Annotated in this window: 13 protein-coding genes; 8 read left to right on the top strand and 5 right to left on the bottom strand. The window is 45.3% G+C overall.

The window, feature by feature from the left end; translation table 11 throughout:
* Positions 1–18 precede the first annotated feature (18 nt).
* Entirely contained in the window at positions 19–4,221 is a 4,203-nt protein-coding gene (gene rpoC, locus VA249_RS13800; RefSeq protein WP_128809899.1) for a DNA-directed RNA polymerase subunit beta', read from the top strand.
* Positions 4,222–4,498: 277 nt separating this feature from the next.
* On the opposite strand, the gene rsd is transcribed toward rpoC, so the two are convergent.
* Complete coding sequence (rsd, locus tag VA249_RS13795) at positions 4,499–4,990, bottom strand: sigma D regulator (protein WP_128812218.1); 492 nt, start codon at positions 4,988–4,990, stop codon at positions 4,499–4,501.
* A gap of 177 nt (positions 4,991–5,167) precedes the next feature.
* Between rsd and nudC the strand changes: the two genes are divergently transcribed.
* Positions 5,168–5,950: an NAD(+) diphosphatase gene (nudC, locus tag VA249_RS13790; protein WP_221068308.1), complete on the top strand. Its 783-nt coding sequence runs from the start codon at positions 5,168–5,170 to the stop codon at positions 5,948–5,950.
* Positions 5,951–6,212: 262 nt separating this feature from the next.
* Positions 6,213–7,280, top strand: coding sequence for a uroporphyrinogen decarboxylase (hemE, locus tag VA249_RS13785; protein ID WP_221068306.1), 1,068 nt, complete (start codon positions 6,213–6,215; stop codon positions 7,278–7,280).
* A 239-nt stretch (positions 7,281–7,519) separates the two neighbouring features.
* On the opposite strand, the gene VA249_RS13780 is transcribed toward hemE, so the two are convergent.
* Together VA249_RS13780 and VA249_RS13775 are read right to left on the bottom strand one after the other, a co-directional pair.
* Positions 7,520–8,092: a uracil-DNA glycosylase family protein gene (locus tag VA249_RS13780; RefSeq protein WP_009697536.1), complete on the bottom strand. Its 573-nt coding sequence runs from the start codon at positions 8,090–8,092 to the stop codon at positions 7,520–7,522.
* A gap of 7 nt (positions 8,093–8,099) precedes the next feature.
* Positions 8,100–9,023 (bottom strand): D-2-hydroxyacid dehydrogenase, encoded by a 924-nt coding sequence (locus VA249_RS13775; RefSeq protein WP_221068304.1) that lies wholly within the window; start codon positions 9,021–9,023, stop codon positions 8,100–8,102.
* Positions 9,024–9,089: 66 nt separating this feature from the next.
* On the opposite strand from VA249_RS13775, the gene VA249_RS13770 reads away from it, so the two are divergent.
* Together VA249_RS13770 and VA249_RS13765 are read left to right on the top strand one after the other, a co-directional pair.
* Positions 9,090–9,677 carry a YjaG family protein gene (locus tag VA249_RS13770; RefSeq protein WP_128809904.1) on the top strand — a complete coding sequence of 196 codons (588 nt, stop codon included), beginning with the start codon at positions 9,090–9,092 and terminating at the stop codon, positions 9,675–9,677.
* Positions 9,678–9,794: 117 nt separating this feature from the next.
* Complete coding sequence (locus tag VA249_RS13765) at positions 9,795–11,231, top strand: IS1182 family transposase (RefSeq protein WP_221067583.1); 1,437 nt, start codon at positions 9,795–9,797, stop codon at positions 11,229–11,231.
* A 119-nt stretch (positions 11,232–11,350) separates the two neighbouring features.
* Here VA249_RS13765 and VA249_RS13760 read toward each other — a convergent pair whose 3' ends face one another.
* Positions 11,351–12,481 carry a CNNM domain-containing protein gene (locus VA249_RS13760; RefSeq protein WP_128809905.1) on the bottom strand — a complete coding sequence of 377 codons (1,131 nt, stop codon included), beginning with the start codon at positions 12,479–12,481 and terminating at the stop codon, positions 11,351–11,353.
* A gap of 253 nt (positions 12,482–12,734) precedes the next feature.
* On the opposite strand from VA249_RS13760, the gene hupA reads away from it, so the two are divergent.
* The 3 genes from hupA (at position 12,735) to VA249_RS13745 (ending at position 15,322) form a co-directional block, all read left to right on the top strand.
* Positions 12,735–13,007, top strand: a complete 273-nt coding sequence (hupA, locus tag VA249_RS13755; protein WP_005433627.1) for a nucleoid-associated protein HU-alpha — start codon at positions 12,735–12,737, stop codon at positions 13,005–13,007.
* Positions 13,008–13,046: 39 nt separating this feature from the next.
* The gene (locus VA249_RS13750; protein WP_221068299.1) at positions 13,047–13,745 is read left to right on the top strand and encodes a DUF1481 domain-containing protein; all 699 of its coding nucleotides are present in this window, start codon (positions 13,047–13,049) and stop codon (positions 13,743–13,745) included.
* Between the two features lie 140 nt (positions 13,746–13,885).
* Positions 13,886–15,322, top strand: a complete 1,437-nt coding sequence (locus tag VA249_RS13745) for an IS1182 family transposase (protein ID WP_221067583.1) — start codon at positions 13,886–13,888, stop codon at positions 15,320–15,322.
* Positions 15,323–15,450: 128 nt separating this feature from the next.
* On the opposite strand, the gene purD is transcribed toward VA249_RS13745, so the two are convergent.
* Positions 15,451–16,740 (bottom strand): phosphoribosylamine--glycine ligase, encoded by a 1,290-nt coding sequence (purD, locus tag VA249_RS13740; RefSeq protein WP_221068297.1) that lies wholly within the window; start codon positions 16,738–16,740, stop codon positions 15,451–15,453.
* Positions 16,741–16,749: the final 9 nt, after the last annotated feature.

The raw sequence follows: 16,749 nt of genomic DNA, 5'->3' as shown, positions 1-16,749 counted from the left end.
TCCTTACAGGAGCTGATTGTGAAAGACTTATTAAACTTTCTAAAAGCACAGCATAAGACCGAAGAGTTTGATGCAATCAAAATCGGTCTATCTTCACCAGACATGATCCGTTCATGGTCTTTCGGTGAAGTTAAAAAACCTGAAACGATCAACTATCGTACGTTCAAACCTGAACGCGATGGTCTGTTCTGTGCGCGTATCTTTGGTCCAGTAAAAGACTACGAATGTCTTTGTGGTAAATACAAGCGCTTGAAGCACCGTGGTGTTATCTGTGAGAAGTGTGGTGTAGAAGTTACACAGACTAAAGTACGTCGTGACCGCATGGGTCACATCGAACTTGCTTCACCAGTAGCTCACATCTGGTTCCTAAAATCGCTACCGTCTCGTATCGGTCTACTAATGGATATCCCTCTACGTGATATCGAACGTGTTCTTTACTTCGAAATGTACGTAGTAACTGAACCGGGTATGACTGATCTAGAAAAATCTCAGATGCTTACTGAAGAAGAGTATCTGGATCGCCTAGAAGAGTGGGGTGACGAGTTCACTGCTAAGATGGGTGCAGAAGCTATCAAGGACCTACTAGGTTCTATGGATATGCACGCTGAAGCAGAACAAATGCGCGAAGAGCTAGAAACGACTAACTCTGAAACTAAGCGTAAGAAAGTAACTAAGCGTCTTAAACTGGTAGAAGCATTCATTACTTCGGGTAACAACCCAGAGTGGATGATCCTAACTGTACTTCCAGTACTTCCGCCAGATCTACGTCCTCTAGTACCACTAGATGGCGGTCGCTTTGCGACTTCTGATCTAAACGACCTATACCGTCGTGTGATCAACCGTAACAACCGTTTGAAGCGTCTTCTAGAGCTAGCAGCTCCGGACATCATCGTACGTAACGAAAAACGTATGCTGCAAGAGTCTGTTGATGCACTACTAGATAACGGTCGTCGCGGTCGTGCGATCACTGGTTCTAACAAGCGTCCTCTGAAATCTCTTGCTGATATGATCAAGGGTAAACAAGGTCGTTTCCGTCAGAACCTTCTAGGTAAACGTGTAGACTACTCTGGCCGTTCTGTAATCACAGTAGGTCCATACCTTCGTCTACACCAGTGTGGTCTTCCTAAGAAGATGGCACTTGAGCTATTCAAACCATTTATCTACAGCAAGCTAGAGACTCGTGGTCTTGCGACTACAATCAAAGCTGCTAAGAAAATGGTAGAACGTGAAGAAGCGGTTGTTTGGGATATCCTAGACGAAGTAATCCGTGAACACCCAGTACTATTGAACCGTGCACCGACACTTCACCGTCTAGGTATCCAGGCGTTCGAACCAGTACTGATCGAAGGTAAAGCGATTCAGCTACACCCACTAGTGTGTGCGGCGTACAACGCGGACTTCGATGGTGACCAAATGGCGGTTCACGTACCTCTAACTCTAGAGGCACAGCTTGAAGCTCGTACTCTGATGATGTCGACAAACAACATTCTGTCGCCAGCGTCAGGTGATCCGATCATCGTACCTTCTCAGGACGTTGTATTGGGTCTGTACTACATGACTCGTGACAAGATCAACGTGAAAGGTGAAGGCATGTACCTTTCTGGCCCAGCAGAGGCCGAGAAAGCATACCGCACTAAGACAGCTGAACTACACGCACGTGTTAAAGTACGTATTACAGAGACAGTTGTAGACGAAGATGGCAACAGCACGACTGAAACTAAGATGGTTGATACAACTGTCGGTCGCGCAATGCTATGGCAAATCGTTCCAGCTGGCCTACCGTTCAGCATCGTTAACCAAAAACTAGGTAAGAAGCAAATTTCTAACCTACTTAACGAGGCTTACCGTAAGCTAGGTCTGAAAGACACTGTTATCTTCGCTGACCAAATCATGTACACAGGTTTCGCATACGCGGCACTATCTGGTGTATCTGTTGGTATCGACGACATGGTTGTACCGCCAGCTAAGTACACTGAAATCGCGGAAGCGGAAGAAGAAGTACGTGAAATCCAGGAACAGTACCAATCAGGTCTTGTTACTGCGGGCGAACGATACAACAAAGTTATCGATATCTGGGCATCGACCAACGATCGCGTAGCAAAAGCGATGATGGCAAACCTTTCATCTGAAACGGTAGTTAACCGTGATGGTGAAGAAGAACAACAAGAATCGTTTAACAGCATCTACATGATGGCTGACTCGGGTGCTCGTGGTTCTGCAGCTCAGATTCGTCAGCTAGCGGGTATGCGTGGTCTGATGGCTCGTCCGGATGGTTCGATCATCGAAACGCCGATCACAGCGAACTTTAAAGAAGGTCTAAACGTACTTCAGTACTTTATCTCAACGCACGGTGCTCGTAAGGGTCTTGCGGATACGGCACTGAAAACAGCGAACTCGGGTTACCTAACTCGTCGTCTAGTAGACGTTGCTCAAGACGTGGTTGTATACGAACACGACTGTGGCACGCTAGAAGGCGTTGATATGATGCCTCATATCGAAGGTGGTGACGTGAAAGTTGCACTGACAGAGCTTGCGCTAGGTCGTGTAGTTGCTGAAGACGTTCTAAAACCAGGTACTGAAGAAGTTCTGATCCCACGTAATACTCTAATTGATGAGAAGTGGTGTCAGATCATGGAAGAAAACTCAGTAGACAGCATGAAAGTGCGCTCTGTAGTTACCTGTGATGCAGACTTCGGTTGTTGTGCACAGTGTTACGGTCGTGACCTTGCACGTGGTCACCTAGTGAACCAAGGTGAAGCAGTAGGTGTAATCGCTGCTCAGTCTATCGGTGAACCAGGTACACAGCTAACGATGCGTACGTTCCACATCGGTGGTGCGGCATCGACAGCAGCGGCAGAGAACAGTGTTCAAGTTAAGAACAACGGTTCTATGAAGCTAAACAACGCTAAATTCGTACTAGCAGACGATGGTAAGATTGTTATCACTTCTCGTGCAGCAGAACTAACTATCATTGATGAGTTCGGCCGTACGAAAGAGAAGCACAAACTGCCTTACGGTACGCTACTAAACAAAGCTGATGGTCAAGCAGTTGAAGCTGGTGAAACAGTGGCAAACTGGGAAGCGCACACGCTACCAATCATCACTGAAGTAGCAGGTCGTGTTCAGTTCGTTGACATGATTGATGGTGTAACTATCTCTCGTCAAACGGATGACCTAACAGGTCTATCTTCAAGCGAAGTAACAGACCCAGCTGCTCGCCCAGCTGCAGGTAAAGATATGCGTCCAGCTATCAAACTTGTAGATGAGCAAGGTAACGACGTAATGATCCCTGGTACTGATATGCCAGCGCATTACTTCCTACCAGGTAAAGCGATCGTAAACATCGTTGATGGTGCTGAAGTTGGTGTGGGTAACACACTTGCTCGTATCCCACAAAAATCTGGCGGTAACAAAGATATCACCGGTGGTCTTCCACGCGTAGCAGACCTGTTCGAAGCTCGTAAGCCTAAAGAGCCTGCGATTCTTGCTGAACACACAGGTACAGTAAGCTTCGGTAAAGAGACCAAAGGTAAGCGTCGTCTAGTTATCACTCGTGATAGTGGTGAAGTTTACGAAGAAATGGTACCTAAGCATCGTCAGCTAAACGTGTTCGAAGGTGAGCGCGTTGAACGTGGTGATGTTATCGCTGATGGTCCAGAGTCTCCACATGACATTCTACGTCTACGTGGCGTGCATGCTGTGACGCAATACATCGCGAACGAGGTTCAGGAAGTTTACCGTCTACAAGGCGTTAAGATTAACGATAAGCACATTGAAACTATCGTTCGTCAAATGCTACGTAAATGTACAATTACTCACGCTGGTGACTCTGAGTTCCTACCTGGTGAGCAAGTTGAATACACGCAAGTTAAGATCGCTAACCGTGAACTAGAAGCTGAAGGCAAAGAGCCTGCACGTTTCGAACGTGAGCTACTAGGTATCACTAAAGCATCTCTAGCAACCGAGTCGTTCATCTCTGCGGCATCGTTCCAGGAGACAACTCGCGTACTAACAGAAGCTGCGGTTTCTGGTAAGCGTGATGATCTACGCGGTTTGAAAGAGAACGTAATTGTTGGTCGTCTGATCCCAGCTGGTACTGGTTTCGCATACCACCAAGAGCGTCAAAGCAAGCGTGCTGAAGCGCAAGAAGGTCCATCTGCTGAACAAGCAACAGATAACCTAGCGGCACTTCTAAATGCAGGCTTCTCTTCTGAAGACTAAGCTTTCTGACGAATAATCGTTAAGAAATGAAATTGAAAGGCACCTTAGGGTGCCTTTTTTGTTTCTGTTGGTTATTGGTTATTGGTTATTGGCTATTGGCTATTGATTACTGGAAATAGTGTTCTGTGGGTAATAAGCAATTTTTAGGATAAAGCAGATTTTAGGAAAAGGCATAGCTCGGACGTTAACTTCACGTCCATCTCATTACACTGCTTTCATCAGGCGAGTCACGTCCAAGGGACAATGTTTTACCATCATCCCAGAGACCACATCTTCTTCAGGCGCCAGGAGGCATCGCTAGACTGTCAGCGATTAGCTGAATCAGGTGATCTTCCACTTCAAAACGTGTTTCAATAATCTCACCGACTAACGACATATCAGCATCAAAACTTACGAGCTCATCTTCCTCTGATACGTTGGAATACTTGTCATTAAAGTTGAGGAGCGGCTCTGTGGTGAGCACAATTTTTCCATAGGTTTGGTTGATATCATCGGTCGCAACAAACCCCGTTGATTTCCACTTATCCATTACCATGTCGTAGATTTTAAAATGACCTTCGGATATGTAGTCAACAAGGTGCTGACAGAAGTGCTGAAGTTCAGCTGGAGATGGGAGTTCAATGACGTTTGTTTTCGAACAAGGTTGCAGTGCTGCAAGCTTACAATATTCGACAATCAGCGATTGTCTTGTTTCTAGCCAATGATCAATGACTTCACTTGAGCCACCCCATTGGTCTTGTGTTTGTTTGAATTTTTTTAGCATGACCATGCCCTCATGATCTGTCACCCAGTGGGTGAGGAAATCCTTTGCAAAGCAAAGTGAATGTAGTTATTACAAACTCTTGTCCTTACTAGACTTTGTTTACGCAAATTTGCGACTTACAAACTCTGGTATGAATTTAGATTGCCAGTAAAATGAATGAACTTCAAGCAAAGGGACGCAGTAATGTTAAGAAAAGGTAAAGTAGACCATATGATAAATGCATATTGGTGTGTTGTTGCAGGAAGTGAGGCCTGGTTAGTCGATGGTTCTATACCTTTTGGTACTTCGAAGGAGTTATCACTACCAGAAAACTGTGCGCGACATATTGGGGACTACCAGAATTCGCCTGTGATGTGGGTGAACTTATCCGAATTAGAACAAGACCGTCCTCTTACATCACTGCGAGATTGTTTGCACTTCCCTGAACCCATGTTTCTTCTGTTGAGTAAGGCAATTCAATATGGCCATATGACACAGAGTATGCGCTTTTGTCCCCAATGCGGCGGTCGTAATTTTCTCAATAATAATCAATTATCCATGCAGTGTGGTGAATGTCGAACATTACATTATCCGCGAATTTTTCCATGCATCATCGTCGCGGTGCGCAGAGATGAGCAAATCTTATTGGCTCAGCATCCACGTCATCGAAATGGCATGTATACCGTGATAGCGGGATTTTTGGAAGTCGGTGAAACTTTAGAAGAGTGCGTCGCGCGTGAAGTACACGAAGAAACGGGAGTTAATGTTAAAAATATTCGTTACTTTGGCAGCCAACCTTGGGCCTTTCCATCCAGTATGATGATGGCATTTCTAGCTGACTACGAGTCTGGCGAATTGAATCCAGATTACACTGAACTCTCAGATGCACAGTGGTTTGGGGTTGATGAAATGCCACCAGTAGCACCAAAAGGGACGATAGCAAGAGCTCTTATCGAACAGACGCTGCAAGATATCGAATCTAATTAGTTGAAAATGAGATAAAAAAAACCCTCCGAGAGGGAGGGGGTAAGTAAGATGTCGTTATGAGATGCCGAGTACTGGGTACTCAGTTTATAATTGTAGTTTTCGCTAGCGAACAAATTTTTAACACTGATAAAGATTGGGTGCAAATTAAGCATTGATTTAAAAGTTAATAACTTGATCCAGGTTGCAAAGCACACAGCTATTGGCCTTAAATCAGTGATAGAATACCTCCTTTCACAGAAAGCCTAACAATTGGAATTACGGAATGACTGAATTAAAAAATGATCGTTATCTACGTGCACTTCTTAAAGAGCCAGTAGACTACACGCCAGTATGGATGATGCGTCAGGCAGGTCGTTACCTACCAGAATACAAGGCAACTCGTGCGCAAGCGGGCGATTTCATGTCTTTGTGTAAGAACGCGGAGTTGGCGTCAGAAGTAACGCTTCAACCACTACGTCGTTTTCCTCTTGATGCTGCGATCTTGTTCTCTGACATCCTAACCATCCCTGATGCAATGGGTTTAGGTTTGCGCTTTGAAACCGGGGAAGGCCCGGTGTTCGATAAGCCGATCACATGTAAAGCCGACGTTGAAAAGATCGGTATTCCCGATCCAGAAGGTGAACTGCAATATGTAATGAACGCGGTACGCCAGATCCGTAAAGATTTAAATGGCGATGTTCCACTGATTGGTTTCTCTGGTAGTCCTTGGACGCTAGCGACTTACATGGTTGAAGGTGGTAGCTCTAAAGCGTTTACTAAGATCAAGAAGATGATGTACGCAGAACCACAAACTCTGCACCTACTTCTAGATAAGCTAGCAGACAGCGTTATCGAGTATCTAAACGCGCAAATTAAAGCGGGTGCGCAATCGGTGATGGTATTTGATACATGGGGTGGTGTACTGACACCTCGTGACTACAACCTGTTCTCACTGCAATACATGCACAAGATTGTAGATGGTCTGATTCGTGAAAACGATGGCCGCCGCGTACCAGTGACGCTATTCACTAAAAATGGTGGCATGTGGCTTGAGCAAATCGCAGCAACTGGCTGTGATGCGGTAGGTCTAGACTGGACAATCAACATTGCAGACGCGAAAGCGCGTATCGGCGATAAAGTGGCTCTACAAGGTAACATGGACCCATCAATGCTATACGCTTCACCAGAGCGTATCCGTGAAGAAGTAGCGGGTATTCTAGAAGGCTTTGGCGATGCAGGTACTGGTCACGTGTTCAACCTAGGCCACGGTATCCACTTGGATGTGCCGCCAGAAAACGCGGGCGTATTTGTGGAAGCGGTACACGAGCTATCTAAGCCTTACCACGAGTAAATTCGACTTTTTGAAATTAAATGCCGGCAATCAGTGCCGGTATTTTTTTTCCTGAAATTCAGTTTTTTATCTGAAACGCAAGGCTGTACAGCTCTGATAGTATTTGGTCTGCCATAATCTAATTACTATTCAATCTGTACGTTAGATGTGAAAGGTCTTTATAAACAATGGCTTATGTCAGATTGTTTTGTGCGCTAAATTTCTTGTACAGATAAATAAGCAATTAGATCATGGGTAACCTAAAGCATCGAGTGAACGCGTTTTTTAAGATATGGCACGACGTCAGATTCAAACCAAGGGTTCTTCTTTAACCACAATGTGTTACGTGGAGAAGGGTGAGGAAGCGGAATAAAGTCAGGTTCCCAATCTTGCCATTGCTGAACAGTTTGCGTGAGCGTCTTTGGTTTGTTGGTGAGATAGTATTGCTGTGAGTACTGACCAATCAGTAGCGTCAGCTCTATATTGGGCAACTGCTCAAGAATCTGTTTATGCCAAGCGGGCGCGCATTCTTTACGAGGTGGCAAATCGCCGGAGTTTCCTTTACCTGGATAGCAGAAGCCCATCGGGACAATGGCAATTTTGTTAGGGTCGTAGAAAATGTCTTTGTCGATATCGAGCCATTGGCGTAACCGATCGCCGCTTGGATCGTTCCAAGGTATCGAGGTTTTGTGTACGCGCGTCCCCGGCGCTTGTCCGATGATTAGGATGCGTGCGTCTTTTGCGGCTTGTACGATAGGGTTGGCACCTAAAGGTAAATCGTCTGCACAGATCTGGCAGGCTCGTACTTGCTTGAGCAATGTTTCTAAAGACATAAGATGGTTAATACCCTTTATCGAAATCGACCTGATTATTAAGAGAGAAGCCGTCCCGCCAACTCAAGTAGTTATCTGCAAAAATGTCGACCACTTGCTCAGGAAAACTCAATGCTGCGATGTGGGGTGTGATGGTTACCTGCGGGAGTTTCCAAAACGGATGTTGCGGCGAGAGTGGTTCTTGTTCAAACACATCGAGAAATGCGTGCTCTACCCAACGGTTTTTTAAAGCCAGTAATAAACCAGCCTCATCAATCACATCGCCTCGTCCGACATTAAATAACAGTGCCTGATTAAGGTGGCTTAGCACTTCACTATTAAGTATTCGGCGGGTATCTGGAGTACTGGGTAGTGTATTGACGATGATATCAGCTTGATGCAGGGCGCAGGCTAACTCGTTAACATGAAATGTTTGATCGAATTCGCCACCAGAAGTTGGGATGCCCGTACGATTGATCCCTACGGTTTTCATTCCCATCAATTGTGCCGCTTTACCCAAGTGGTTACCTATGCTGCCTGTACCAAGAATCAACATAGTTTTGTTTTGCAGTGAGGTATACAGATGCGGTTGCCACTGCTTGCTCTGTTGTTGCTGGTGGTATTGCATAAAATGGCGGAAGTGAGCAATGCAGTAGCCAATCACATACTCGGTAATCAATGGGCCGAAAATACCGCGTACGTTGGTTAAAGTGTAATCCTGGCGTAGATTTGGTGACATTAAGGCATTCACACCAGCAAATGTGGATTGCACCCACTCAAGCTGTGAAAACTCGTCTAACCTTTGTGATAGCAATGGTGGATCCGCCAGCACGATCTGAGCATCTTGAGGTTTGTTTGTGATGGCCAGATCGGGCAGGTTTCTCTCCGCCAGTAACGTTTCGTAGGTGTCATGATGCTCTGAGAGCAGGAAAATCTGATTTCGACGCTGCATTAACTTTTTTCCCTGTGATGAATCAAGTACACTTTCGCTGATTTTTTCTTCAATGATTGAGTGACTATGCTTAAGAATCCTCTTCAGGTTCGTTTGGAAAAACTAGAACCTTGGCAACAAATTACTTTCATGGCGTGTCTGTGTGAACGCATGTATCCAAACTATGCGATGTTTTGTGAGAATACAGAATTTGCTGAGCCACGTGCTTACCGAGCGATTCTTGATAGTGTATGGGAAATTCTGACGGTTAAGAACGCAAAAGTGAACTTCGAACGCCAACTAGAGAAGTTAGAAGAGCTATTCCCAAGTGCGGATGAGTACGACTTTTATGGTGTTTACCCTGCGATGGATGCGTGTCAGGGTTTGTCGACGCTGCTGCATGGTCTGTTGGATCGCGACTACCTTTTCGATTCAATGCTTAAAGTGAGCCAACAGTCAGTACAAACTGTCGCTGACCTAGAGCAAGCACAAGGTGCAGAACCAATCACGAACGACAATCAAAAAGAAAACGAAGCCGTATGTGAAGAGTGGGATGTTCAGTGGGCAATTTTCCGTCCACTGCGTGAAGCGGTAGAACGCGACATCAGCTTGATTAAAGATTTGCGTGAGGAATTACGCGAAGAGGGCGTGAGCAATATCGGTATCGCACTTTAATCGTTGAATAGATATGAAAAAGGCATCCTAGTTGGATGCCTCAGACTGCTGACAAAGGTCTAGCTTTCAAGCTAGACCTTTGATCTAATAGGGGTATCGAAATATGGATACTCCGACATGCTTCAAGAACCGACTCCGCAACAATACGAACTGGAAATGGTAACGATGGAACAGTTGGTTCCTAAAGACCATTTAGTGCGTAAAATCGATAATGCTATCGACTTTGAATTCATTCGTGATGAAGTCGCTCATCTTTATTGTAAAGATAATGGGCGTCCACCTGTTGACCCTGTTCGTCTCTTCAAAATCATCTTACTTGGCTACATCTTTGGCATAAAAAGTGAGCGTCAGCTCGTTAAAGAAATTGAAGTGAATGTCGCTTACCGTTGGTTCTTACGGATGTCATTAACAGAGAAAGTCATTCACGCATCTACTCTCAGCCAAAACCGCATTCGTCGCTTTAATGGCACGGATGTATTCGAACGTATTTTTATTAATATCGTAGAGCAAGCCATATCGAAAGGTTTGGTCGCGGGTCAAGAGCTCTTTACGGACAGTACTCATCTCAAAGCGAACGCCAACAAGAATAAACACACCAATAAAGTCACGGCGGTTCGCGCGAGTGCCTATCTTGATATGCTGGATGAAGACGTCACGTTAGACCGAGAAATAGCGGGCAAGAAGCCGCTTAAGGCTCGCGGATCAGAGTCAAAAACAAAGAATACTAAAACCAGTACTACTGACCCAGAGAGTGGCTTCATGACTCGTGATAATAAGCCACAAGGCTTCTTCTATCTCGACCATAGAACCGTTGATGGTCAACACGGAATTATCCTCGATACCTATACCACTGCAGGTAACATCAATGACTCACAACCTTACGTTCAACGCTTAGATTACACGCTTGCCACATTCCAATTGAACCCGATAGCTGTTGGACTGGATGCAGGCTACTTTACCGCCCCAGTGGCGGAGTCACTTGAACGTCGAGGTATTCTTGGCGTGTTCGGTTATCGACGCCCATCGAGAACGAAAAATACATTCAAAAAGAAACACTTTACTTACGACGCACAAAGAGACAGCTACCAATGCCCGAATGGTCAGGAGTTGCTTTATAAAACCACATCACGTGATGCCTACCGAGAATACCATTCAGACCCCAAAGAGTGTGCGTTCTGTCCAATGAGGAATGACTGCACTCAAAGCAAAAACATGAAGAAAGTGATTGCTCGGCATATCTATAGCGATGCAGTAGAGAGAGCAAATCAAATGCGGCTCTCTTCCTACGGAAAAAAGACTTATCGACGTCGAAGTGAAACCGTAGAACGGAGCTTCGCAGACGCCAAGCAACATCATGGTCATCGTTATGCTCGCTTTCGAGGTCTAGCCAATGTGCAAATGCAATGTTGGTTGGCAGCAGCAGCTCAAAACATCAAGAAGATAGCGTTGGTGATGAGTTATCTACGAAAAATGGGCTTAAACATGGCAGAAATAAGGCAAATACTTGCTTCTGTATGCCTATGTAATGAATGGAAACTTCTGCGCACGATATAACAAAAAATATCACGATCGCGACCTACGGTCGCTTCCAAAAAAGAACCCCGCTTAAAAAGCGGGGTTCGTCATCAATCTGAGGCATCCTAGTTGGATGCCTTTTTGCTAATTGGAAATGGTTATGAGTCCTTAGAGTCTGATTTCTTTGTTACTTGAGCTTCTTGCTCTTTCACCTGTTTCTCTTGCTCTTCTTCCTCTTCATCGTCTCGGCTTTCAATCACACCGTGCTGTTCTTTCCAATTTTCCCAACGCTGGTAAGCCAGTTCTTGCATATCTGTGCTCTTATCTGCTTCATCGATGATCTCTTCACCCAATAGGTGCTCAAAAATATCTTCTAGCGTTACTAGGCCTTGAATTGTGCCGTATTCATCGACAACCAATGCAAGTTGTAGGCGGTGGCTCATCATTTGATCAAATACGCGTGGTAAAACCGTATTGTTTAAAACCACTTGAATTGGACGCATAACAGAGCCAAGTTGCTTTTCGCCACTTCCCGATTGCTGGAGCTTAAACAGCTCTAAACGGTGCACGAAACCAACGATGTTATCTGTTTGCTCACTGTACACCAATGGACGTGAGAAAGGCGTCTCTTTGTGTTTATCAAGGAACTCATTGATGGTCATTGTTGCATCCACACGGAATACAACAGGACGTGGCGTCATCACTTGCGTTACAGGTACATCTTGAATACCAAGCAGGTTGCTTAGGATTTTTGACTCACCCTCTGCAAATTCGCCACTTTCTTTCGCTAAGATTGCCATTGCCGATAGTTCATCACGCATCTTAGGCGCTTGGTGGTTACGAGCAAGGCGTTTAGTGATCTGTTCAGAGAACCAAACGAATGGCGTTAGTGCCCATACCATCCAGCGAAGTGAAACCGCTGCGGCAGGTGCTAATTGACGCCAGTACGTTGCGCCAATGGTCTTTGGTACAATCTCAGACAAAACAAGAATTGCTAGAGTTAATACCGCAGAGAAGATACCTAGAGCTTCGCTACCAAATACGACAGCAGCTTGTGCACCCGCGGTAGCTGCACCAATGGTATGAGCAATGGTATTTAGCGTTAGGATAGAAGCCAATGGTCGGTCGATATCCGCTTTTAGTTTTTCTAACTGCGCGGAAGCAGGGTGCCCCTGTTGTCTAAGTTGAGCAATGTAGCTCGGACTGATACTAAGTAGCACCGCCTCCAGCACCGAACAGATAAATGAAACGCCGATAGCAATAGAGATATAAATGGATAACAGCAGCATAGTTGCCCTTGATTGTAGTGTGATAGAAGGTATTTGCGGCAATTATAACCGCAAAAGTGCCATATAAATTGGTTTTATTGCATTAGAAAGCAAGGGGTTTACTTAAGCAAGTAGTAACAAATTGTGAGTTAATACTCATATTATGGCTAAAACTACGTCAGAAAATCGAAAGATCGCTTACAAACCTTTGCCAGATGGGGCATTTATGTTTTAGAGTGAGACGAATTCGATAACATATGAGAAGGGAAACCTAATGAACAAGACCCAATTAATCGACTTTATTGCAGAGAAAGCAGACCTATCTAAAGCACAAGCTAAAGCTGCTCTTGAAGCAACTCTTGAGGGTGTAACTGGCGCTCTTAAAGAGGGTGACCAAGTTCAACTAATTGGTTTTGGTACATTCAAAGTAAACCACCGCGCTGCACGTACTGGCCGTAACCCTAAGACTGGCGATGAGATTCAAATCGCAGCAGCTAACGTACCTGCATTCGTAGCAGGTAAAGCGCTGAAAGAATCAGTAAACTAAGTTAAAATGCACCGAGGTCTCCTGCCTCGGTGCAATTTCATGAACAAACATCTACTCACTTCACTTCTCTTAACAAGTCTTGCTCTTGCAGGCTGTGCTTCCGTTGAAACTCCAAATCTAGAACAATTTACTCACTTCTCTGGCGGAAAAGTCATGGGAGACACGACCAGCTTGTACTGGATGACCGAGCGTCTCACTCGGGTTAGTACTGCGGCTGACTATGTCACGATGGGGGATTATGGGTATTATCAAAGTGACTACCGTTGGGACGATGGTGAATTGCGAGAGTTGATTCGAAAAGGCAAGCTACTTGATACCAAGCAAGGGTTAGTGCCTTTTCAAATCCACATTCGATTCAATAAAGATGGTGATGCGATTTATCAGCAATATCGTGTGAACGGTAAGGTGCTACCAATACAGCGTGAGCAGCTAGGACGCTACAAGGTGGAAGCGAATGGTGTTGTTGACTCGATTAAGCAAGAATCTCGAGATGGTCAGAATCTAATACAAGGCTATTGGGATGGTGAAACATTCGAAACGTGTAAAGGACGCGAATACGCTACGTTAGAATTTAATCAAACGTTGCCGAATTTTGTCATTGATAGACTCGCTTCAGTCGATAGTTACATTGCATTTATCGGCAAAGAGTCACGTAATACAGCAACTGTTGACGAATTGTTGATGCTTAATGATGACAACTTTGATTGTATCCCACGACCAAAGCTGATCTCTGAGTAAGTTCTGAGCTTAGCTTCATGCTAGTGGAGTCACATGAATAAAAAAGGCGCTTAATGCGCCTTTTCAGACTGCTGACAAAGGTCTAGCTTTCAAGCTAGACCTTTGATCTAATAGGGGTATCGAAATATGGATACTCCGACATGCTTCAAGAACCGACTCCGCAACAATACGAACTGGAAATGGTAACGATGGAACAGTTGGTTCCTAAAGACCATTTAGTGCGTAAAATCGATAATGCTATCGACTTTGAATTCATTCGTGATGAAGTCGCTCATCTTTATTGTAAAGATAATGGGCGTCCACCTGTTGACCCTGTTCGTCTCTTCAAAATCATCTTACTTGGCTACATCTTTGGCATAAAAAGTGAGCGTCAGCTCGTTAAAGAAATTGAAGTGAATGTCGCTTACCGTTGGTTCTTACGGATGTCATTAACAGAGAAAGTCATTCACGCATCTACTCTCAGCCAAAACCGCATTCGTCGCTTTAATGGCACGGATGTATTCGAACGTATTTTTATTAATATCGTAGAGCAAGCCATATCGAAAGGTTTGGTCGCGGGTCAAGAGCTCTTTACGGACAGTACTCATCTCAAAGCGAACGCCAACAAGAATAAACACACCAATAAAGTCACGGCGGTTCGCGCGAGTGCCTATCTTGATATGCTGGATGAAGACGTCACGTTAGACCGAGAAATAGCGGGCAAGAAGCCGCTTAAGGCTCGCGGATCAGAGTCAAAAACAAAGAATACTAAAACCAGTACTACTGACCCAGAGAGTGGCTTCATGACTCGTGATAATAAGCCACAAGGCTTCTTCTATCTCGACCATAGAACCGTTGATGGTCAACACGGAATTATCCTCGATACCTATACCACTGCAGGTAACATCAATGACTCACAACCTTACGTTCAACGCTTAGATTACACGCTTGCCACATTCCAATTGAACCCGATAGCTGTTGGACTGGATGCAGGCTACTTTACCGCCCCAGTGGCGGAGTCACTTGAACGTCGAGGTATTCTTGGCGTGTTCGGTTATCGACGCCCATCGAGAACGAAAAATACATTCAAAAAGAAACACTTTACTTACGACGCACAAAGAGACAGCTACCAATGCCCGAATGGTCAGGAGTTGCTTTATAAAACCACATCACGTGATGCCTACCGAGAATACCATTCAGACCCCAAAGAGTGTGCGTTCTGTCCAATGAGGAATGACTGCACTCAAAGCAAAAACATGAAGAAAGTGATTGCTCGGCATATCTATAGCGATGCAGTAGAGAGAGCAAATCAAATGCGGCTCTCTTCCTACGGAAAAAAGACTTATCGACGTCGAAGTGAAACCGTAGAACGGAGCTTCGCAGACGCCAAGCAACATCATGGTCATCGTTATGCTCGCTTTCGAGGTCTAGCCAATGTGCAAATGCAATGTTGGTTGGCAGCAGCAGCTCAAAACATCAAGAAGATAGCGTTGGTGATGAGTTATCTACGAAAAATGGGCTTAAACATGGCAGAAATAAGGCAAATACTTGCTTCTGTATGCCTATGTAATGAATGGAAACTTCTGCGCACGATATAACAAAAAATATCGCGATCGCGACCTACGGTCGCTTCCAAAAAAGAACCCCGCTTAAAAAGCGGGGTTCGTCATCAATCTGAAAAGGCGCTTAATGCGCCTTTTGTCTTTTTAGCCAACTGAAGTTGTTTTTATTTTTCTTGCTCACGTGCGATTGCACGGTAGCCGATATCGTTGCGATGGAACATGCCATCCCAACTGATCTGTTTTGCAAGTTCATAAGCGCGTTGCTGTGCTTCTGATACGCTGTTACCAAGTGCTGTTGCACAAAGTACACGGCCGCCGTTTGTCACAATGTCGCCGTCTTTGTTGTGTGTACCTGCGTGGAAGACCTTCTCACCTTCAATTTCAACTTGTGGAAGACCTGAGATAATGTCGCCCTTGTTGTACGCAGCAGGATAGCCTCCGGCGGCTAACACAATACCAATCGATGCTTGTGGATCCCATTTTGATTCCACTTGATCCAGTTTGGCATCAATAGCAGCCAGACATAGATCAACAAGATCCGATTCCATGCGCATCATGATCGGTTGCGTTTCTGGATCACCAAAGCGGCAGTTGTACTCGATCACTTTCGGCGTACCGTCTTTATCGATCATTAAACCCGCGTATAGGAAACCTGTGTAAGGGTTGCCTTCTGAAGCCATCCCACGCACTGTTGGGTAAATCACTTCTTCCATGATGCGGTTATGAATTTCAGATGTTACCACTGGAGCAGGAGAATAAGCGCCCATGCCGCCTGTGTTTGGACCGGTATCTTTGTCGCCTACGCGTTTGTGGTCTTGGCTGGTGGCCATTGGCAAAACGTTCTCACCATCCACCATCACGATGAAGCTTGCTTCTTCGCCATCTAGAAATTCTTCGATAACCACACGGCTGCCTGCATCACCAAAGGCATTGCCTGCTAGCATGTCCTTGATTGCGTTTTCGGCTTCTTCTAGTGTCATCGCAACGATAACGCCTTTACCGGCGGCAAGGCCGTCAGCTTTCACCACAATCGGCGCACCTTGTTCACGTACGTAAGCCAGTGCAGGTTCAATTTCAGTGAAGTTTGCGTATGCCCCCGTCGGGATTTGGTGACGAGCAAGGAAGTCTTTAGTAAACGCTTTAGAGCCCTCAAGCTGCGCTGCTGCTTGTGTCGGGCCAAAGATTGGCAGACCGGCTTCGCGGAAAGCATCCACAACACCGATAACCAGCGGCGCTTCAGGACCAACGATGGTCAGTTCAATGGCTTTCTCTTTTGCAAAAGCAACTAAACTAGCAATGTCTTCTACCGCGATATTGACGTTTTCTAGCTTAGGCTCAAGTGCAGTACCGGCATTACCCGGAGCAATGAAGATAGTCTCAACATTTGGGTTTTGTGCTGCTTTCCAACCTAGCGCGTGTTCACGACCGCCTGAGCCAATGATTAAAACTCGCATATTAAAATC

This window comes from Vibrio alfacsensis (assembly GCF_019670485.1).
GTDB lineage: Bacteria > Pseudomonadota > Gammaproteobacteria > Enterobacterales > Vibrionaceae > Vibrio > Vibrio alfacsensis.
This window is presented reverse-complemented; position numbering and strand designations above follow the sequence as displayed.